Here is a 20,802-nt window from a genome sequence, read left to right on the forward strand (position 1 = left end):
TACTAGTCCTCGGAAGCTACGAGGGGACGATGGACGTGAACCGATCGATCTGGGCCTGGCTGCGCCTGATGGGTGGCGCCGGCATTCTGGCTCTGGTGATGTGGCGGCTCGGGACCGGCGCGTTCCTGGACGGGCTGCGGGTTCTCGACGTGGGCACGCTGCTGGCGGCGCTGGGGATCGGCGCCGCCACCACGCTGCTCAGCGCGTGGCGGTGGTGCCTGGTGGCCCGCGGCCTCGGGATGCGGCTGACGCTGAAGGACGCGACCGCCGACTACTACCAGGCGCTGTTCCTGAACGCCGCGCTGCCGGGCGGGATCCTCGGCGACGTCGGCCGGGCGGTGCGGCACGGCAAGGGCGAGGGCGACCTGGGCCGCGGGGTCCGGGCGGTGGTCCTGGAGCGTACGGCGGGACAGGTCGTGCTCCTCCTGGTGGGTGTGGCGGTGCTGGTCTCCGTACCGTCGCCGGTCTTTGATCTCCTGGCCACGCACGGGCCGCTGGTGGCCGCAGCCGCCGGTGCCGCCGCGATGGCCGCCGCTCTGATCGTTTTCGGTCTCCGTCGGCTGCGGGCCGGGCGTTCGAAGGCCGCCGGAGTGGCCCGGACCGGGATGAGCGAGATCCGCGCGGGTCTGCTGTCCCGCCGCAACGGGCCCGGTGTGCTGGTCGCTTCGGCGGCGGTGCTGGCCGGGCATCTGGCGACGTTCCTGGTCGCGGCGCGGGCCGCGGGCAGCGCCGCGTCGCTGCTGGAGCTGGCGCCGCTGCTGCTGCTGGCGCTGATCGCGATGGGCCTGCCGATCAACATCGGCGGCTGGGGCCCGCGCGAAGGCGTGATGGCCTGGGCGTTCGGCGCGGCCGGCCTGAGCGCGGCGCAGGGTCTGACGATCGCGGTGGCCTACGGCATCCTGGCCTTCGTGGCGGCCGCTCCGGGCGCCGCGGTGCTGGTGGTGCGGCTGCTCGCCCGCCGCGCCGAGCAGGCTGCTCCGCAGCCGTCCGCTCCGCAGACGCCGGCGCCGGCCATGGCGGCGGTCCCGGTGGTCGTGCCACTTCCGGTCACCCGCAAGATTCCCGCGATGGTACGTGTGGGCGCACGGCAGCCCGCCTACTCCGGTGGTGTCGCGGCTTGACCGAAGCGTCAGCAGTCATCGGGCCGGCCCGTACGTCAGGGCCGGCCCTCTGCACAGCCGTGTCAGCCGCGCCCGAACCGCTCGGAGAGCGCATACCGCAGCAGCACGACGTCACCGATCTGGCGGACCTCGGCGAGCGCCGCCCGGTTGTCCGGGCCCCAGGGGAACACGCCGTCGTGGACGAACCGTGGGGCCCGCGAGTCGCCGACGAAGAACGGGGCCACCACCAGCTGCAGCTCGTCGGCGAGCCCGGCGGTCAGGAACTGGGTGTGCATGTGGCCGCCGCCCTCGACCATGAGCCTGCGGATGCCGCGCTCGCCGAGGTCGGCGGCGACCACCCGGACGTCCACCGGGTCACCGCCGGCGATGACCGTGGCGTGCTCGCCGAGCAGCTTGCGAGCGTCGTCCACCGACGACGTCGCACAGTAGACCAGCTTGCCGGCATCGCCGGTGGTGAAGAACAACGCACCCGGATCGAGATCGCAGCTGCCGGTGACGGTGACCTTCACCGGGTCGGCGTCCTCGCCGCGGGCCACCCGGTCGGCACGGCGGGCCGCCGACCGGACCAGCAGGCGCGGATTGTCCTGACGGATCGTCCCGGCGCCGACCAGGATCGCGTCGCAGCCGGCCCGCTCCGCGTCGACCCGGTCGAAGTCGGCGTCGTTGGACAGCAGCAGCCGGGCGTCTGTCGCATCGTCCAGATAGCCGTCGATCGACATGCCACAACTCAGCAAGGTGTAAGGACGCTCAGCCACCGATGACGCCTCCAGGTATCGGCCCTCACCATAATCCCCGTGTGCGGAGGCCGGACTCTGGGCAGAGGATCACCGGTGTGCCGAGTTCGGCGGGAACCACACGAGGAGGACCGATGTTCGAAGCCACGACCATTACCAAGGCCAGCATCAGGCGGCAGGTGACCGTGCCGTTGCGGTTCCCCGACGGATACGCCACCACCGCCCGGGTGATGACCTTCGACGGGCTGGCCGACGGCAAGGAGCATCTCGCGCTCGGTCTCGGTGACTGGCAACGGGCCCTGACCAAGTCCGCGGCCGGCGGGCGGGCCCCACTGGTCCGGCCGCACAGCGAATGCCTGACCGGTGACGTGTTCGGCAGCCAGCGCTGCGACTGCGGGCCGCAGCTGCGTGAGGCGGTGGAACGGATCGCCGAGCAGGGCGGGTTCCTGCTCTACCTGCGGCAGGAAGGGCGCGGCATCGGCCTGTACGCGAAACTCGACGCCTACGCGCTCCAGGACGACGGCCTCGACACCTATCAGGCGAACGTGGCGCTGGGCCGGGGCGAGGACGAGCGGGACTACACGGCGGCCGCGCAGATGCTGCTCGGGCTGGGCGCCACCCGGATCCGGCTGCTCTCCAACAACCCGGACAAGGCCGGTCAGCTCGCCGACCTGGGCATCGACGTGACCCAGCGGATCCCGACCGGGGTGCACCTGTCGGCGGCCAACGTCCGCTACCTGTCGGTGAAGGCGTCGCACACCGCTCACACCATCGAGCTGCCCCTGGCCGAGTGACGTTCGGCGCCATCGGCCCGTAGGTCCGGCAGGATGGCAGGGTGACGGGCTTGGACATTCCGGAGGCGGGCGATCTCGGGGCGATGATCGCCGCCGTGGATCAGTTGCCGTTCATCGTCATCGTGGCCGAAGGGCCGGACCTGACGGTGGTCGGCAGCAACGCGGCGACCAGGGCTGTCCTGCCCGGACGGACGGTGGTCGGCCGGACCATCCGGGACGTGCTCAGCGACCTGTCCGGGCAGCAGTTCCTGGACGCGTTCTACGAGGTGTACCGGACCGGGCGGACGATCAGCGGCAAGCAGTGGCGGGTCCACCTGGACCAGCCGGACGGCTCGGTCGGCGAGATGTTCGCGACGTTCGCGCTGGTCCCGTGGCGGCACCCGGACGGCGCCATGCGCGGGGTGATCGGGGCCGCCTTCGACGTGACCGAGCTCGCCCGGGAACGGCAGGCCGCCGAGGCCGAGGCGGACCGGCAGCGCCGCCGCTACGAGCAGACCCGCGACGTGATCAACGCGCTCCAGCGGGAGCTGCTGCCGGCCGGGCTCCCGGTGCTGCCCGGGCTCCAGGTGGCGGCCGCCTATCTGCTCGCCGACGCCGACTCCCGGGCCGGCGGCGACTGGTTCGACGCGGTCACCACCCCCGACGGGCGGATCGCGCTGGTGGCCGGGGACGTCGTCGGGCACGGGGTGACCGCCTCCGGGGTGATGGGGCAGTTGCGGGCGGTGCTCCAGGAACGGCTCGACGCCGGGGCGAGCATCACCGAGGCGCTGGCCGCGGCGGACCGGCTGGCCGGGCGGGTGCGTGCGGCCTACGCGGCCACGGTCAGCCTGGTCGTCCTCGACCCGGGCAGCGGGGAGCTGTCGTACTGCACGGCCGGGCATCCGGCGCCGCTGGTCATCCCGGCCGCCGGGCCGGCCCGCTATCTGACCGGCACCCGGGGCGCCCCGCTCGGCACGGGTGGCTCCTTCCCGGTCCGCGGCGACCGGCTCGGGCCCGGGGAGACGCTGCTGCTCTACACCGACGGGGTCCTCGAACGGCCGGGCGCGGCGGCCGACCCGGACGGTGAGCTCGCCCACGTGGCCACCGACGCGGCGGCCGGGCGGGCCCTGCACGATCCGTCGGCGACCGCGGCCGAACGGGTCTGCACCCAGACGCTCGAACTGCTGGTCCGCTCGGGTGGGCACGCCGACGACATCACTCTGCTGGCGGCTCAGCGCGTTCCGCCCGTACCGGCGCTGGCTCTTGATCTGCCGGCGCAGCCGGAATCCCTCGGTGGATCCCGGCGGGGCATCGGCGCCTGGCTGGCCGCCGTGGGCGCCGCCGACGAGGACGTGTTCGTGTTGCAGCACGCGCTCGGTGAGCTGGCGACCAACGCGATCGAGCACGCGATCGGCGGTGACGCCGTCGAGATCAGCGCGCGGCTGCTGACCTCCGGGATGGTCGAGGCGACCGTCACCGATCACGGCGGGTGGCGTGCGCCGGAGCGGCAGCCGACCCGCGGGCGCGGCCTGGCGCTCACCGCGCAGCTGGTGCAGAGCCTGCGGGTGGAACCCGGCGTCGACGGGACGGTCGCCACCGTGCGGCATCCGCTGCTGCGCCCGGCCCGGCTGATGACCAGTTTCGACCATCGCTCGGAGAGCGCCTCCGCGGCGACCGTTCTCGCGATCACCGAGCTTCCCGGCGGCGACGAGGCGCGGGTCCGGATCGATGGGCCTCTCGATGCCTCAACCGCCTTCGAGGTACGGGCGGAGCTGTTCCGCCGCAGCCGTGGCGGAACCGTGCCGATGACCGTCGACCTGTCCGGCCTCAGCCTGCTGGCCAGTGCCGGGGTGTCGGCGCTGCACGAGATCGCCGCCCAGCACCTGGCCGAGAAGGCGCCACTGACCCTGGTGGCGGCGCCCGGCTGCCCGGCCCGGCGCATTCTCGAGCTGGTCGGGCTCGCGCCGTCCACAGGCTTCTAGTTCATCCACAGGGCGTACGGCGGTCGTCCGTTCGGCTCTCTAGACTTCGCGGGGTGACTGAGGCCCCTCTGCTCTCCGTGTCCAGTGCCACCGACGCTCTCAACCGTGTGTTCGGCTACCCATCGTTCCGTGGGGAGCAGGGCGACATCGTCGAGCACGTGATCGCCGGTGGCGACGCGCTGGTGCTGATGCCCACAGGTGGCGGCAAGTCGCTGTGCTACCAGATCCCGGCCCTGGTCCGGCCGGGCACCGGCGTGGTGATCTCGCCGCTGATCGCGCTCATGCAGGACCAGGTCGACGCGCTGCGCACCCTCGGCGTGCGGGCGAACTTCCTCAACTCCTCGCAGGATCTCGACGAGCGCCGCCTGGTCGAGGCCGAGTTCGTGGCCGGTGAGCTCGACCTGCTCTACGTCGCTCCGGAAGGCCTCGGCACCGCCGCCGTGCAGCGGCTGCTCGACCGGGGCAAGATCTCGCTGTTCGCCATCGACGAGGCGCACTGTGTGTCGCAGTGGGGGCACGACTTCCGGCCCGACTACCTCGCCCTGTCGATGCTGCACGAGCGTTGGCCCGACGTGCCGCGGATCGCGCTGACCGCCACCGCCACCCCGGCCACCCGCGACGAGATCGCCGCCCGGCTCCAGCTCACCGATGCCCGGCACTTCACGGCCAGCTTCGACCGGCCCAACATCCAGTACCGGATCGTGGCCAAGAGCAGCCCGGCCCGCCAGCTGCTCGACCTGCTGCGCACCGAGCACGCCGGCGACTCCGGGATCGTCTACTGCCTGTCCCGCGCCTCGGTGGAGAAACACGCGGAGTTCCTCTCGTCGAACGGGATTCCGGCTCTGCCGTACCACGCCGGGCTCGACTCGCGGACGCGCGCGGTCAATCAGGGGCGCTTCCTGCGGGAGGACGGGCTGGTCATGGTCGCGACCATCGCCTTCGGCATGGGCATCGACAAACCTGACGTGCGGTTCGTGGCCCATCTCGACCTGCCGAAATCCCTCGAGGGGTACTACCAGGAGACCGGGCGCGCCGGGCGGGACGGGCTGCCGTCGACGGCCTGGCTGGCGTACGGGCTACAGGACGTCATGCAGCAGCGCCGCATGATCGACAGCTCCGAGGGGGATGCGGCGTACCGTCGTAACGCCGCCCGCCACCTCGACGCCATGCTGGCCCTGTGCGAGAGCGTCACCTGCCGGCGGGCCCAGATCCTGCAGTACTTCGGGCAGGAGGCGCCGGCCGCCTGCGGCAACTGCGACTCGTGCCTCGCCCCGCCGGAGTCCTGGGACGCGACGGTGCCCGCGCAGAAACTGCTGTCCACCGTGTTCCGGCTGCACAAGGAGCGCAACCAGCGGTTCGGGTCGCAGCACTCGATCGACATCCTGCTCGGCAAGCGCACCGACAAGGTGAGCCGGTTCCGGCACGACGAGCTGTCGGTCTTCGGGATCGGCAGCGACCTCAGCGAGGTCGAGTGGCGCAACGTGGTCCGGCAGCTGCTCGCCGGCGACTTCCTGGCGGTCGAGCCCAACCATCAGACGCTGGCGCTGACCGCCCGCAGTGGTGAGGTGCTGCGCGGGGAGCGGAAACTGTTGATGCGGCGGGAGGCGCCGCGGAGCTCTCGCAGTTCGTCGCGTTCCGCCGCCTCTTCCGGATCATCCGGCTCGGCTTCCGGGAAGGCGGCTCCGGTGGAACTGACCGGGGAGGCGGCAGCGCTCTTCGAACGCCTGCGGAACTGGCGTGGGGCCACCGCCAAGGAGCAGTCCGTTCCCGCCTACGTGATCTTCCACGACGCCACTCTGCGGGCCATCGCGGCGCTTGCGCCGGCCACCCTCGCCCAGCTGGGGACCGTCAGTGGGGTCGGGCAGAGCAAGCTGACCAAGTTCGGCGACGCGGTCCTGGCCACCGTTCGTGGGGAGGAGGTCGCGGGCGCTGCTCCGGCTGTTCCCGCGCCGTCGGCTTCGGTGCCGCCTGGCACGCCGGCCGGCTTCTCCGCCGATGCCCCGGACTCCCTCTTCCCGATGACGTCGTCGTCCGCCGCCAGCTCTCCGGCCGCGGCGCCCCGGGCCGCAGTTCCCCCGGCTGCGGCGCCCGCCCCGACCCGCGCTCCCGCCGCCGGGCCGTCCCGCGCCTCCGGGCCTTCCCGTGGTGGATACGCCCGGACCGTGACGCCTGACGACACGGACCTTCCGCCGCTCCCGCCGGAGCCTGACGAGGACTACGACCCCTACTACGAGGGCTGACCGCCACGCAGCGATGCCGGCCCGCGATGCGTCTGCGCCGGCATCGCTGCGTGGCGACCTACGGCCCGATCCACACCACCCATCGCGTGGTGACCTACGGCCCGATCCACACCACCAATCACCCCACTGCGAACCACCAACCACGGCGTGGTGACCTACGGTCCGATCCACACCACCGGTCACCACACCGCGAACCGCTACCCATCGCGTGGTGCCCTATGGCGCGCCGCTGGTCGCCACGTGTGCTGCTCAGGCGTTTCGGATCGCTTCGCCGGCCAACTCGATCCGGATCTTCTTGCCGACCAGGACTCCGCCGGACTCCAGGGCCACGTTCCACAGGAGGCCGTAGTCCTCACGGTCGAGCTCGGCAGCGGCACTGAACCCGAAGATCTCCCGGCCGTAGGGGTCACGACGGGCGCCGCCGAACTCCATGTGCATGTCGATCGGCCTGGTCACCGTCTTGACCGTCAGATAGCCCCGGATGACGAACCGGCCGGAGGCACGGGTGGCCGCGGGCGGCAGGTCGGCGACGGTGCCCCGGCGGCCGAGCGGGTTGTTGCGCAGCCGGGCCCAGTTGAAGATCGGGTCGCTGTCGGATTCCCAGGCGATGCCGGTGCTGCGGTATTCGATCGTCGGATAGCGCGCGACGTCGAGGAAGTCCGGACTGGACAGGTGCGTGTCCCGCTCCGGGTTGTGGGTGTTGATGCTGTCGGTACGGATGGACGCGCTCACCGATGACCGCAGTGGATCAGTGGTCACCACGATCGTCGCCGTCCCCTGCGCGAACTCCCCCCGAATCGGGCTGACCATCATGTGCTGCGCCACGAAGCCGATTCGTTTGTGCGCCTCGTCCAGTGTGTAGACCCCTGGATCCGGTATGACCAGGCCGTTCCAGTCGCGGACCGGTCGTTCGACCGTCACGTAGCTCTCCCCCTCGGCAGCATCGCTGCCGCACGGCGGCGCACGAGCCCCCCGGCCCGCCCGATGCTGAATTCGCGAGGATTCTAAGCACCACAATATTCAGACAGTTAACCCCCCGATTGCGTTACGTGGTCATCGCCACAGTGGATCGAGTCGCCCCACAACGGACCTTCCCTTACCAAGGGTGCACATTCTGAGGTACCAAAACGCGACCAGTGAAACAATTCGGGGCGATCCATCGCGGTCAGCGGAGCGTGTCGGAAGAGCGACACGGAGCGTTAGCGCTGCCGGCGTGGACACACAGCGTGAGGCCGCGCGCCGCGGTGGGAGCAAGCCGGCCGGTGTGTGATCATTCCCCGGTGCGGCCGACCGGATCGGACCACTGACCGATCGAGTGTCACCCGATCAGGAATCAAACCGCGTCGAGGCGGCCGGACGGCGTGCGGCACAAAAGCGCCGACAAATCGGAATTCGACCGAGGAACCACCGGAGGAATTGTCATGGGCACGTGGGACTTCGGACCTTTCGACAACGACGACGCCGCCGACTGGAGCGGAGATCTGCAGGACGCCGAACCGGCCCGGCGCGCCGCCCTGATCCGGGAGACGCTGGGCGAGGTGCTGCACGACGGCGAATACGTCGAGGCGGACGTCGCCAACCAGGCCATCGCGGCGGCTGCCGTGATCGCCTCGCAGCTGCCCTCGGGCACGCCGCTGACCACCGCTTACGCGCCGGATTTCCTGACCGGCGGCGAGACCCTGGACCTGCCGGACGACCTGCCGGCGCTGGCGCTGCGCGCGCTGGACCGGATCGCCGGCGACGACTCGGAGTGGAGCGAACTGTGGGAGGACGGCCTGCCGAAGGCCCTCGCCGCGCTGCGCCCGATCCGTGCGGCGCTGGAGTCCGCAGTCTGACCGGTGCCGGGGGCGGCCACCGCCCCCGGCCGGACCTCACTGGGTGATGTTGACCATCCATGGGATGCCGAACCGGTCGACGAGCTGGCCGAACTCGTCGCCCCACATCTGCTTCTCCAGGGGCACCCGGACCTCACCGCCGGCCGACAACTTCTCCCATGCGTTGCGCAGCGTGGCGCCGTCGGGCCCGCTCAGGCTGACCGTGATGTTCTCGCCGGGCTTGTACTCCATACCGGGCGGACAGTCGGACGCCATCAGCGTGTAGCCCTGCGGCGTCTCCAGCTGGGCGTGCATGACCAGATCGGCCGACGCCGGGTCGGGCGCGCCGAACTCGCCGAACGTGTTGACCTTGAGCTCTCCACCGAAGATCGAGTGGTAGAACTCGACGGCCTCGCGAGCCTTGCCGTCGAACGTCAGATACGGGTTGAGCGTGGACGTCGTCATGGGGTCGCTCCGTAGTCGTCGTTGACACCGTCCCCACGGACGCTAGACCCGGCCACCGACATTTTCCTCCGGATCCGGCCACCTCCACCCGGCCGGGGCACGACGGGCACGTTCGATGTCGTACCCCGCCGGTAGCATCCGCCCCAGTGAACTGAATCGATGGGGAGGCGCGATGGCGACGACCAGTGACCCCGACGTCACCGTGCCCGACCGGCGGCTCCGGCTGGCTCTGCTCGACCGCACCGGGTCCGACCGCCGCTTCACCGAGCTCGTCGACCAGGCCCTGACCGAGGCCCTGACCAGCGCCGCAGACCTGCCCCAGGTGCTCTATCTGGCGTTGCTGCGCGCCGGGCTGGAGGGCGCTCCCCCACCCCGCCCGTTGCCGTTCGCGCCGGAGGGCGCACCCGCGCCGGCGGACGAGCAGGAGACCTGCCTGCGGGAGATCCGGGCCCGGTGGGGCACGCACACCCGCCGGCATCTGTTTCCGACACCGGCCGCGTGGCTGCGGGCTCTGCTCCCAGCCGCGCCGCTGGCCGGCAACCCGTATTCGCTGGCCCGGCTGCTGCGGGTGTTCGCCGGGCACCTAGCGCCGAGCGACTGCGGCGCCGCCGCCTCGCTGGCCGCCCTGATCGAGGACCCGGGTGAGGCCGCCGTCGCCCAGTGCGCGCTGGTCGGGGCGGGTCTGGCCGCCCACGACCTGGACCGGGAGGCGCAGTCCTGGGCGCGGCAGCGGCACCTGCTGACCCGGATGCCGTCGTGGTCCTGGCCAGGTGGACGGGCCGACCACGACTCGGATGCCGTGGCCTACCTGCGACCTGATCACCGGGCCCGGTTCGACACCGCGATCGGCATGTTGCCGTTCTCTGCGGCGCTCGGGTTCGCCCTGCTCACCGACCTTCCGGAGCTGGCCGCCGCACATCAGGGGGCCTACGCGTGTCACGGTTCGGCGGTCTACACCGAGCAGCGCCTCCGCGGCCGCCGCCCGGACCCGGAGGCCGCCGCAGTGCACGACGAGGTCAGGCGTGATCCGGCGGCGGCCGGCGCGGTCGTCGTCGCCGTCGTGTCGGCGAACGAGCAGGTTCTCGGCGGCGCGGAGCTGCCGGTGGGCGATCCGGTGTACCGGTTGTCGGCCCGGATCACCGCGCGCACCACCCGGGCCCATCGGCTCGGCGCCGACGACCTGACCCCGGAGCCGGTGCCCGACGGGTTCGATCCGCGGCGGCTGCCGGCTTACGCCGAGATCGTCAGGCAGAACGCGGACACCCCGATCGTCGCCGCCCTGGCCGCCCGGGTCCGCGCCGAGGCGTCCGCCCGCGACGACCGAGAGGCGCTGCTGATCCTCGCCGACGCCGGCTACACCGACCCCGACCCGCTGCTGGACGGCCCGGACCCGCTGCGCGGCGGCCGAAAACGTTCCAGCAGGGAAAAACCAGACCACCACCAGGACAGCAACGACCATTCCAGACCGCAAAAAAGGCAGACAAAACCCCCTCGGCGGTACGAGAAGACGCCGCCCCCACCGGAATTGTCGATCCTGCTGTTCCGGCACCGCCCGGCCGAGGCCGTCCGCAGATTGGCCGCCGCCGCCCGCACCGACTGGCCGACGGCAGCCGCCATGCTGGAACACGCCGCCCCCGAAATCCTGGCCACCGCCGGCCCCCGAATAGCCCACGCCCTGCACGAGGCAGTAGTCCAAGCCGCAACGTGCACCGCCCCACCAGGCGCCACCCCACCACCAGTCGTCGACGGCACCTACCCGGACGCCACCCCACCCTGGACCACCCCACCCACCGACGCGCCACCCCCAGAGCCACGCACGTAACCACCCCCACCCTCGCCCGTCCGCCGCTGCTCCCGCTCCTAATCCCGCTCCCGCCCTGATCCCGCCCCGCTCCCGCTCCCGCTCCCGCTCCCGCTCCCGCTCCCGACCACCTTCGAGCACCTCACCCGGTCGCAGCCAATTACCCAGCGTGAAGCGCACCCCCGAGCAGACCTGGCATTGAAGTGCACCCCGAGCGGACCTGGGACTGTCCGATCCCGGGCGGCCGGCGCTGCCGCCGATCGTCGCCCGGCGCTGGCCGCCGCCCGGCGCTGATCGCTCGGTGCCCGCCGCTCGGCGCTGGCCGCCCGGCGCTGGTCGCTGGTCGCTCGGTGCCCGCCGCTCGGCGCTGGCCGCCCCGCGCTGGTCGCCCCGCGCTGGTCGCCCGTCGCCCGTCGCTGGTCGCTGGTCGCTCGGTGCCCGGCATCCGTCGCCCGTCGCCCGTCGCCCGTCGCCCGTCGCCCGTCGCCCGTCGCCCGTCGCCCGTCGCCCGCGGATCTTGCACGACTTTCCACGCTCGCACCGATCTTGCAGCCCTTTCCACACCCCAACGGGAAGAAAGCTGCAAGGTCTCCCCGGCGCAGTAGACCTTGCACGATAAACCGCACCCAGACGCACCCAGACATGAAAGAACGTGCAAGATCGCCGCAAAGGTGGAGAATCGTGCAAGATCTACTGGACTGGACGGCACTTAATCCTCGCGAATCGGCGCTGGTGGCCCGGCGCCCGCCGTCCGACGCCCGTCGCCCGTCGCCCGTCGCCCGCCGCCCGCCGCCCGCGGATCTTGCACGACTTTTCACTCTCGCGCCGATCTTGCAGCCCTTTCCACGCCCCAACGGGAAGAAGGCTGCAAGGTCTCCCCGGCGCAGTGGATCTTGCACGATAAACCATGCCCAGACATGAAAGAGCGTGCAAGATCGCCGCAAAGGTGGGGAATCGTGCAAGATCTATTGGACTGGGCGGCACCTAATCCTCGCGAATAGGATATTCCCGGCCTCGGGTCGGCGCCTCAGTCGCATGCGTGACCGGCGCGGCAGTTCGAAAGCTGGGCGGGAGAACGTCGCACGGCAGCGGGATTGACCACGGACACGGCGAAAGTCTCGAAGAGGCTTTCCTGTCTCGCGGAACTCCACAAGATCAACAGCGGCTTTCGGACCCAGGCTTCGGAGGTTCTGACGGCCAAGGCTGTGGCTGCGGTCAGGGCGGCCGCGACCGGGGCGTCCTGCGGATACGCCCGTTGGTCGCGTTGCGGTCCGGAGCCCCCGGGACGTCGCGGTGTAGTCCGGTAGGGGTAGTTCGGCGAGGGAGTGCCTGGCCGTACCCGCGAAGGGTGTTGATCTTGTGAGAACTCCTGCCGGGAGAGATCCGCGGCGAGTGACACAAGGCGCCGAGGACCGCGTCCGGTGGCAGAGAGCCGCTCGGAGTGGCGGGTACACGGCGAACCGCTGCGCCCGCCACCCGGCTGAGGCGGGCCGGCTCAAGCAGGCCGGCTTGGGATGTAAGACGATGGGGTCAGCGGTGGTCGGAGCCCTCGGCGGTCACGGCGGCCCGGCCGGCTTCGAGGCGGGCGATCGGGACGCGGAACGGGGAGCAGGAGACGTAGTCGAGGCCGACCTCGTGGAAGAAGTGGACCGAGTCCGGGTCGCCGCCGTGTTCGCCGCAGACGCCGAGTTTGAGGCCGGGGCGGGCGGCCCGGCCCTCCTCGGCGGCGATGCGAACCAGGCGGCCCACTCCGTCGGCGTCGATCGACTCGAACGGGGAGATGCCGAAGATGCCCAGTTCGAGGTAGCGCCAGAAGAACGCGCCCTCGACGTCGTCGCGGGAGAAACCCCAGGCCATCTGGGTCAGGTCGTTGGTGCCGAAGGAGAAGAACTCGGCAGCCTCGGCGATCTGGCCGGCGGTGAGCGCCGCCCGGGGGACCTCGATCATGGTGCCGATCAGGATGTCGACGTTCGCGTCGCCGACGATCGTGGCGATGATCTTCTCGGCTTCGGTGCGGACGGTTTCGAGTTCCTGGACGGCGCCGACCAGCGGGACCATGATCTCCGGGCGCGGTTTGCCGCCCTCGGCGGCGAGCGCGACGGCCGCCTCGGCGATCGCCCGGACCTGCATCGCGAACAGGCCGGGAATGACCAGGCCCAGGCGTACGCCGCGCAGGCCCAGCATCGGGTTCTGCTCGTGCATCCGCCGGACCGCGGCGAGCAGCTGTTCGTCGTGTTCGACGTTGCGGCCGTGCTCGTGCGCGACCGCCACCTTGACGGCCAGCTCCTCCAGGGACGGCAGGAACTCGTGCAACGGCGGGTCGATCAGCCGCACGGTGACGGGCAGGCCGTTCATCTCCCGGAAGATCTCCAGGAAGTCGGCCCGCTGGAGGGGCTGGAGCGCCGCGAGAGCCTCGTTGCGTTCGCTCTCGTTGCGGGCCAGGATGAGCCGTTCGACCAGTTCACGGCGGTCGCCGAGGAACATGTGCTCGGTCCGGCAGAGTCCGATGCCCTGCGCCCCGAACCGTCGCGCCCGGGCGGCGTCGGCGCCGGTGTCGGCGTTGGTGCGCACGTTGAGCCGGCGCTTGTCGTCAGCGTGCGTGATGATCCGGTGCACGGCCGCGACCAGGGGGTCGTTGGCCTGGGCGGGTTCCAGGTCGCCTTCGAAGTACTGCACCACCTCGCTGGGCCGGACCGGGATCTCGCCGAGGTAGACCCGGCCGGTGGTGCCGTCGATGGAGATGGTGTCGCCCTCCCGGACGGTCTCCGAGCCGATGGTGAACGAGTCGCGGCCGACCTCCATCTCGTCGGCGCCGCAGACGCAGGTCTTGCCCATGCCGCGGGCGACGACGGCGGCGTGTGACGTCTTGCCGCCGCGGCTGGTGAGGATGCCGTTGGCGGCGATCATGCCGGGCAGGTCGTCGGGGTTGGTCTCGCGCCGGACCAGGATCACCGGCGCGCCGGTGGCGGCCATCTCGACCGCGCGGGCCGAGGTGAAGACGACCTGGCCGTACGCCGCGCCCGGCGAGGCGCCGACCCCACGCGTCAGCGACGCCGGGCCGGAGGACAGGTCGAACCGCGGGAACATCAGCTGCCCGAGCTGAGCGCCGGTGACCCGGTGCAGCGCCTCGTCGAGGTCGATGACCCCCTCGTCGACGAGTTGGGCGGCGATGGTGAACGCGGCGGCCGCGGTGCGTTTGCCGACCCGGGTCTGCAACATCCACAGTTTGCCGCGTTCGATGGTGAACTCGATGTCGCACAGATCCCGGTAGTGGCCCTCCAGGGTGGCCATGATCCGCATCAGCTCGTCGTAGGAACGCTTGTCGAGCCGTTCCAGGTCGGCCAGCGGCAGCGTGTTGCGGATGCCGGCGACCACGTCCTCGCCCTGCGCGTTCGACAGGTAGTCGCCGTAGACGCCCTGCTCGCCGGTGGCCGGGTCGCGGGTGAAGGCGACGCCGGTGCCGGAGTCGGCGCCCAGGTTGCCGAAGACCATCGCGACCACGTTGACGGCGGTGCCCAGTTCGGCCGGGATGCGCTCCTGGCGGCGGTAGAGGACGGCACGGTCGGCGTTCCACGAGCGGAACACCGCCTCGGTGGCGAGGTCCAGCTGCTCGCGCGGGTCCTGCGGGAAGTCGTGGCCGGTGTGCTTGGCGAACACCTTCTTGTACGCGGCGACCAGCGCCCGCAGGTCCCCGGCGTCCAGTTGCACGTCGTCGCGGACGCCCTTGGCCGCCTTCGCCTCGTCGAGGGCCTGCTCGAACTCGTGGCCGGGCACCTCGCACACCGTCTTGCCGAACATCTGGATGAGCCGCCGGTACGAGTCCCAGGCGAACCTGTCGTTGCCGCCGGCCTGCCGGGACAGCCCGTCCACGGACTCGTCGTTGAGCCCCACGTTGAGGACGGTCTCCATCATCCCGGGCATGGAGAACTTCGCGCCGGACCGCACCGACACGAGCAGCGGATCGGCCGGGTCGCCGAGACGCCGGCCCATCTTCTCCTCGAGCGCGGCGAGGTGCGCGTCGATCTCGGCGGCCAGGCCCTCGACGTGGGTGCCGTGGTGCAGGTACTGCTGGCACGCCTCGGTGGTGATGGTGAAGCCGGGAGGCACGGGCAGACCCAGGTTGGTCATCTCCGCGAGATTGGCGCCCTTGCCACCCAGAAGGTCCTTGAGGTCCTTGTTGCCCTCGGCGAAGTCGTAGACGAACTTCATGCCTCTACCTCCCGGTTAAGAATCCGCGGCGGATAACAACTCCTGCCCTGGGATTCGTAAGGCTAAGCACGACCGGGGTGAATAGTTAACAGTCCCGTGGCTTTTTCCACACCGGTGCGGCCATCACTGAGCGGTACACGCTCTCTCCGCGCAGTAACGAGCAGCGACGTTGTCCAGCGACAAGGATGCGACTGCTGATCGCGTGGTGGAGAAGGGGGCGCCGGCACGGTTCACGGCAGAAAATAAGGGCGCCGCTGCGAATTCCACGGGGGAAGAACTCGCAACGGCGCACCGCGAACATTAGACGACGATCGTCTCCGTGTCTATCCCACGCGCTGAACGACCGATCCGACGAGCTTCTTCCAGTCCGCCTCGAAGTTGGGCGCCGGGCTCGAGTTGTTCAACTGGTAGATGGCGTAGCTGTCGACGAGCACCACGTTGCGGGTGCGCAGCACGGCCACCGCGACGTCGGCGGTGCCGGGGTGAGCGGCCTCATACAGCTTGTGGCGCACGATCACGAACCCGGTCCAGGCGCCCTCGCTCATGTCCCGGATCTCGACGGTCTCGGTGTAGGCCGGCTCGTTGCGGTCGGCGGTCACCGCGGCCGGCACCTCGGACGTCTTCTCGCACTGGTCGGCCACCGCCCGCAGCAGTCCCAGACCGGACGTGGCGCTCGCCTCGTCGCCGTAGACCAGGGCGGACTGCTGCAGCGTCTGCGCGCCCTTCTCCCCCTCGTCGGCGGCGTTCGACGAGACCGTCTCGGCGCCCGGCGGCAGCTGCGGCGGGGTGCTGCCGCCACCACAGAAGCTGACGAGCGTCGTCGGCGCGGCACTCTCCTCCGGGGCGGCCCACGCCGGGCCGATCTCGGCCGGCTGCAGGAACGAGCCCCGCATGGTGGTCACGGTGATCAGCCCGGCATCCGGCTCATCGTCGTCGGAGGAGCTGCACCCGGCGGCCGTCATCACCAGGGCACAGGCGGCGCCCAGGGCGGCACGGACGGGTCTGGCGGTCAGGAACATCCGGCCATCTTGGCAGACGTCACGACCGGGCGGAAAAGTATCCACAGGCGGTGACACCCCGGCCACCACCCGCTTATCCACAGGTTCGATTCCGCCCGTCGCGCGGGACGGCGATCACGGTTAGCGTGGCGGTGGGCAGTGTTGCCGAGGAGGTTCGGATGACCCTTTTGTCACGGCTGCGTGCCGAGCTGGCGCCGGACCAGCTGATCACCGACCGGCAACGGCTGCGGACGTACGAGTGCGACGGCCTCTCCCACTACCGGGTCGTGCCCGCGGTGGTCGTCCTCCCCCGGACCGCCGCGCAGGTCGCCGCCGTGGTCCGGGCGTGCGCCGAGGAGCGGGTGCCGTTCGTGGCCCGCGGCTCCGGCACCGGGCTGTCCGGCGGGGCACTGCCGCACGCCGACGGTGTCCTCATCGTCACCTCGCAGCTGCGCGACATCCTTGAGGTGCGGCCGCAGGACGAGCGGGCCGTGGTCCAGCCCGGCGTGATCAATCTCCAGGTCACGCAGGCGGCGGCGCCGCACGGCTACTACTACGCACCCGACCCGTCCAGCCAGCAGATCTGCTCGATCGGCGGCAACGTGGCGGAGAACTCGGGTGGCGCGCACTGCCTCAAGTACGGGTTCACCACCAACCACGTGACAGGCCTGCAGGTCGTCACTCCCGACGGTGATCTGGTCCGGCTGGGCGGGGCCGCGCCCGACACTCCGGGGTACGACCTGCTCGGCGCTTTCGTCGGCTCGGAGGGCACCCTGGGCGTCGCCACCGAGGTGACCGTGAAACTGACCAGGCTGCCGGAGACGGTCCGCACCCTGCTGGCCGCGTTCACCGGCACCGACCAGGCCGGGGCGGCCACCTCGGCGATCATCGCGGCCGGGGTGGTGCCGGCCGCGATCGAGATGATGGACGCGCTCTCCATCGAGGCCGCCGAGGCCGCCGTGAGCTGTGGTTATCCGGCCGGCGCGGGCGCGGTCCTGATCGTCGAGCTGGACGGGCCGGCCGCCGAGGTGGACGCCCAGTTCGACGAGGTGAGCCGGCTCTGCGAGCAGAACGGCGCCTTCGAGACCCGGGTCGCCGCCGACGACATCGAGCGGCAGCTGATCTGGCGGGGCCGCAAGTCGGCGTTCGCAGCGGTCGGCCGGATCAGCCCCGACTACATCGTGCAGGACGGGGTGATCCCCCGGACCGCGCTGCCGGCCGTCCTGCGCCGGATCAACGAGGTCGCCGCCGAGCACGGGGTCCGGGTCGCCAACGTCTTCCACGCCGGTGACGGCAACCTGCATCCGCTGGTCCTCTTCGACGACGGCGTGCCGGGTGAGGCCGGGCGGGCCGAGACCGTCTCCGGGGCGATCCTCGACCTGTGCATCGAGCACGGCGGCTCGATCACCGGGGAGCACGGGGTCGGGGTCGACAAGGCGCGCTACATGCCGCGGATGTTCACCGACGACGATCTGGACACCATGCAGCTGGTGCGGTGCGCGTTCGACCCGGACGGGATCGCCAACCCGGGCAAGGTCTTCCCGACGCCACGGTTGTGCGGGGAGCGGCCCGGCCACCATCACGGCGCCCACCCGTTGCAGGAGGCCGGCGTGGCGGAGGTCTTCTGATGACGGCTCCTGTTTCCGCGGCTCTCGCCTCCGGGCCGGCGCTCGTCGCCGGGCCGGTTCTTGCCTCCGGGCCGGCTCTCGTCTCCGGGCCGGCTCTCGTCTCCGGAGGCCGGCGGTGAGCGCCTTGGACGATCTCGCGGTCAAGGCCGGGGACGACGATGTCGTCGCCGGGGTTCCGGCTCGCCTCGTCGCCGCCCCCTCGACCACCGAGGAGGCGGCGGCGTTGATCGCCGCCAGCCGCGATCTCAGCGTGGTGATCCGCGGCGGCGGCACGAAGATCCAGCAGGGCCCGCCGCCGCGCGAGCTCGACCTGATCATCGACACGCGACGGCTGGCCGGCGTCGTCGAGCACGCCGCCGGCGACCTGATCACCGTGGTCCGGGCCGGCACCCCGATGGCCGACCTGCACGGACTGCCCGGCCAGCAACTCGCCCTGGACGCGCCCGCGACGGCGACGGCCGGCGGCACCGTCGCCGCGAACGCCAGCGGACCGCGGCGCCTGCGCTACGGCACCGCCCGCGACCTGCTGATCGGCATCACCGTCGTCCGGCCGGACGGCCGGATCACCAAATCCGGCGGCAAGGTGGTCAAGAACGTCGCCGGATACGACCTGGGCAAGCTCTACACCGGATCGCAGGGCACGCTCGGGCTCATCACCGAATGCGTCTTCCGGTTGCATCCGGTCCCGCTCTTCACTCTTTTCGTACGGGCGACCGCCCCGCCCACCCACGCGGCGAACGTCCTGGCCGCCCAGTCCGCAGCGAGCGCCCTGGAGATCAACGCCGCCCCCGGCGCCGAACCGGAGATCGCCGTGCTCCTGGAAGGCACCGAGACCGGTGTGCGTGACCGGGCCACCGCCCTGGCCCGCCTCCTCGGCGGCGAGGTGACCGGCACACCACCACCGTGGTGGGACACGCCGCCCTGGCCGTCCGGCGATGCCCTCGCGCTGAAGCTGACCGGCACCCTGTCCGGCGTGCCCACCCTGGTCAACGCCGCCGTCGAGGCGGGCCTGACGATCCGCGGCTCCGCCGGAACCGGGGTCCTGTACGCGGGCGCCCCCGTCGAGCCCGAGTCGGCGGCCAACATTGTGGATGTGCTGCGGCCGGCCGCTGCCGCGGTCGGCGGGCACGCGGTGGTCCTGAGCGTGCCGCCGTCGGTGCGGGACGGGATCGACATGTGGGGGCCGGTGCCGGGCCTCGATCTGATGCGCCGGGTGAAGGACCAGTTCGACCCGGATCACCGGTTCGCTCCCGGCCGTTTCGTGGGAGGCATCTGATGACCGAGCCCATCCCCGTGGACGCGCTGCGGGCCGCCGAGAACGGGACGGCCTTCGACGGCCACCACCCACCCAGCGCTGATCTTGTGTCCGATTGTGTTCACTGCGGGTTCTGCCTGACGACGTGTCCCACCTATGTGCTGTGGGGCGAGGAGATGGACTCGCCGCGCGGGCGGATCCACCTCATCGGGCAGGGGCTCTCCGGTGAGCCGCTCAGCGATTCGATGGTCGGGCACTTCGACAACTGCCTCGGCTGCATGGCGTGCGTCACGGCGTGCCCGTCGGGGGTGCGCTACGACCGGCTGATCGAGGACACCCGCGCCCAGGTGGAGCGCCGCCACCAGCGCGGAACCCGGGACCGCGCCCTGCGGGCGGCGATCTTCGCGCTGTTCCCGTACCCGGGACGGCTCCGGCTGCTGCGGGGGCCGCTCCGGGCGTACCAGAGTCTGGGTCTGCAAAAGCTCGCCGAACGCACCGGACTCCTGCGACGGCTCGCGCCCACGCTGGCCACCCTCGATTCGCTCGCGCCGCGGCTGCGCGGCGTGCCGCGCCCGCCGGCGCGCGTCCGGGCGCGCGGCGAACAGCGCGCGGTCGTCGGCATGCTGACCGGTTGTGTTCAGTCGGCGTTCTTTCCGGACGTCAATTCGGCGACGGTACGGGTGCTGGCCGCCGAAGGCTGTGAGGTGCTGATTCCGCCTGGTCAGGGCTGTTGCGGCGCGCTGAGCATGCACAACGGGCGCCGGGAGGAGGCGCGGCGGTTCGCGCGGGAGCTGATCGACACGTTCGAGCGGACCGGGATGGACTATTTCGTGGTCAACGCGGCCGGTTGTGGATCGTCGCTGAAGGAGTACGGCGAACTGCTCGCCGACGACCCGGAGTGGGCCGGGAAGGCCGCCGCGTTCACCGCGAAGGTCCGTGACCTGTCCGAACTGCTCGTCGAGCTCGGCCCGGTGGCCCGCCGGCATCCGCTGCCGATGTCGGTCGCCTACCACGACGCCTGTCATCTCGGGCATGCTCAGGGGGTTCGCGCCCAGCCGCGGGCGCTGCTCGGCGGCATTCCGGAGCTCGAGGTGCGGCCGATCGCGGAGGCGGAGATCTGCTGCGGTTCGGCCGGGGTGTGGAACGTGCTCAACCCCGGGCCGGCCGCCGAGCTCGGTGACCGCAAGGCCGGCGTGGTGCTCGCCACCGGCGCGGAACTGCTGGTCACCGCCAATCCGGGCTGCCTGATGCAGGTCGCCGCCGCGGTCCGCCGCCGGGGTGGAACGATCGCGCTGGCGCACACCGCCCACGTGCTGGACGCCTCGATCCGAAACCTGGGCCCCGACGCTCTGCTCTCCTGAGCCCGCCCACCCGATCTCGGCCAGCCGATCTCGGCCGGGTGGCCTTGACCGGGTGCCAGTAGCCGGGCGGCAGTGGCCGGGCGGCCTTGACCGGGTGGCTTGGCCGGGCGGCAGTGGCCGGGCGGCAGTGGCCGGGTGGCTTGGCCGGGTGGCTTGGCCGGGCGGCAGTGGCCGGGCGGCAGTGGCCGGGTGGCTTGGCCGGGTGGCCTTGGCCGGGTGGCTTGGCCGGGTGGGATCGGGTGCGGAACGCGGGGAGCCGGGCCCCGTAGCCGCCCGCCTCCCCGCTCTCCCGGTGGGCGACCGCCGTGTGATCGTGGCGCCCCCGCGCCGACGACCCCACTCCACCACAGCCGCCCACCCATGCGGCACCCATCCCATTCGCGCCGCACGTCTCGCCCAGCACCAGCGCCTCTCCTTGCGC

14 protein-coding genes are annotated in these 20,802 nt (G+C 71.5%); 9 read left to right on the forward strand and 5 right to left on the reverse strand.

Annotated features, from left to right (window positions below):
- Positions 1 to 29: 29 nt before the first annotated feature.
- Positions 30 to 1,121: a lysylphosphatidylglycerol synthase transmembrane domain-containing protein gene (locus tag AB0E94_RS27515; protein WP_360331448.1), complete on the forward strand. Its 1,092-nt coding sequence runs from the start codon at positions 30 to 32 to the stop codon at positions 1,119 to 1,121.
- Positions 1,122 to 1,183: 62 nt separating this feature from the next.
- Here AB0E94_RS27515 and AB0E94_RS27520 read toward each other — a convergent pair whose 3' ends face one another.
- A complete protein-coding gene (locus AB0E94_RS27520; protein ID WP_360331451.1) occupies positions 1,184 to 1,876 on the reverse strand; it encodes a dihydrofolate reductase family protein in 693 nt (230 codons plus the stop codon).
- Between the two features lie 113 nt (positions 1,877 to 1,989).
- Between AB0E94_RS27520 and ribA the strand changes: the two genes are divergently transcribed.
- Genes ribA through recQ form a run of 3 tightly spaced genes read left to right on the forward strand, consistent with a single transcriptional unit; the run spans position 1,990 to position 6,850 of the window.
- The gene (gene ribA, locus AB0E94_RS27525) at positions 1,990 to 2,649 is read left to right on the forward strand and encodes a GTP cyclohydrolase II (RefSeq protein ID WP_360331454.1); all 660 of its coding nucleotides are present in this window, start codon (positions 1,990 to 1,992) and stop codon (positions 2,647 to 2,649) included.
- Positions 2,650 to 2,690: 41 nt separating this feature from the next.
- Positions 2,691 to 4,610: a SpoIIE family protein phosphatase gene (locus AB0E94_RS27530; protein ID WP_360331457.1), complete on the forward strand. Its 1,920-nt coding sequence runs from the start codon at positions 2,691 to 2,693 to the stop codon at positions 4,608 to 4,610.
- Positions 4,611 to 4,663: 53 nt separating this feature from the next.
- Positions 4,664 to 6,850 carry a DNA helicase RecQ gene (gene recQ / locus AB0E94_RS27535; protein WP_360331460.1) on the forward strand — a complete coding sequence of 729 codons (2,187 nt, stop codon included), beginning with the start codon at positions 4,664 to 4,666 and terminating at the stop codon, positions 6,848 to 6,850.
- A 249-nt stretch (positions 6,851 to 7,099) separates the two neighbouring features.
- Here recQ and AB0E94_RS27540 read toward each other — a convergent pair whose 3' ends face one another.
- Positions 7,100 to 7,771 (reverse strand): YceI family protein, encoded by a 672-nt coding sequence (locus AB0E94_RS27540; RefSeq protein WP_360331463.1) that lies wholly within the window; start codon positions 7,769 to 7,771, stop codon positions 7,100 to 7,102.
- 500 nt (positions 7,772 to 8,271) lie between these two features.
- Here AB0E94_RS27540 and AB0E94_RS27545 point away from each other — a divergent pair, with 500 nt between their 5' ends.
- Positions 8,272 to 8,685: a DUF4259 domain-containing protein gene (locus tag AB0E94_RS27545; RefSeq protein WP_360331466.1), complete on the forward strand. Its 414-nt coding sequence runs from the start codon at positions 8,272 to 8,274 to the stop codon at positions 8,683 to 8,685.
- Between the two features lie 36 nt (positions 8,686 to 8,721).
- On the opposite strand, the gene AB0E94_RS27550 is transcribed toward AB0E94_RS27545, so the two are convergent.
- Entirely contained in the window at positions 8,722 to 9,129 is a 408-nt protein-coding gene (locus AB0E94_RS27550; protein WP_360331469.1) for a VOC family protein, read from the reverse strand.
- A 172-nt stretch (positions 9,130 to 9,301) separates the two neighbouring features.
- Between AB0E94_RS27550 and AB0E94_RS27555 the strand changes: the two genes are divergently transcribed.
- Complete coding sequence (locus AB0E94_RS27555) at positions 9,302 to 10,951, forward strand: hypothetical protein (RefSeq protein WP_360331472.1); 1,650 nt, start codon at positions 9,302 to 9,304, stop codon at positions 10,949 to 10,951.
- A 1,509-nt stretch (positions 10,952 to 12,460) separates the two neighbouring features.
- Here AB0E94_RS27555 and ppdK read toward each other — a convergent pair.
- Both ppdK and AB0E94_RS27565 read right to left on the reverse strand, forming a co-directional pair.
- A complete protein-coding gene (gene ppdK / locus AB0E94_RS27560; protein WP_360331475.1) occupies positions 12,461 to 15,139 on the reverse strand; it encodes a pyruvate, phosphate dikinase in 2,679 nt (892 codons plus the stop codon).
- A 323-nt stretch (positions 15,140 to 15,462) separates the two neighbouring features.
- Positions 15,463 to 16,158, reverse strand: coding sequence for a hypothetical protein (locus tag AB0E94_RS27565; protein ID WP_360331478.1), 696 nt, complete (start codon positions 16,156 to 16,158; stop codon positions 15,463 to 15,465).
- A 158-nt stretch (positions 16,159 to 16,316) separates the two neighbouring features.
- On the opposite strand from AB0E94_RS27565, the gene AB0E94_RS27570 reads away from it, so the two are divergent.
- The 3 genes from AB0E94_RS27570 to AB0E94_RS27580 all read left to right on the forward strand — a co-directional run bounded on the left by AB0E94_RS27570 (position 16,317) and on the right by AB0E94_RS27580 (position 20,381).
- Positions 16,317 to 17,765, forward strand: a complete 1,449-nt coding sequence (locus AB0E94_RS27570; protein WP_360331481.1) for an FAD-linked oxidase C-terminal domain-containing protein — start codon at positions 16,317 to 16,319, stop codon at positions 17,763 to 17,765.
- A gap of 115 nt (positions 17,766 to 17,880) precedes the next feature.
- On the forward strand, positions 17,881 to 19,041 hold the full coding sequence (locus AB0E94_RS27575; RefSeq protein WP_360331484.1) for an FAD-binding oxidoreductase: 1,161 nt from the start codon (positions 17,881 to 17,883) through the stop codon (positions 19,039 to 19,041).
- The gene (locus tag AB0E94_RS27580; RefSeq protein ID WP_360331486.1) at positions 19,041 to 20,381 is read left to right on the forward strand and encodes a heterodisulfide reductase-related iron-sulfur binding cluster; all 1,341 of its coding nucleotides are present in this window, start codon (positions 19,041 to 19,043) and stop codon (positions 20,379 to 20,381) included. The genes AB0E94_RS27575 and AB0E94_RS27580 overlap by 1 nt, the downstream gene beginning before the upstream one ends.
- Positions 20,382 to 20,802: the final 421 nt, after the last annotated feature.

This window comes from Actinoplanes sp. NPDC026670, assembly GCF_040638175.1.
In the GTDB taxonomy this organism is placed as follows: Bacteria; Actinomycetota; Actinomycetes; order Mycobacteriales; family Micromonosporaceae; genus Actinoplanes.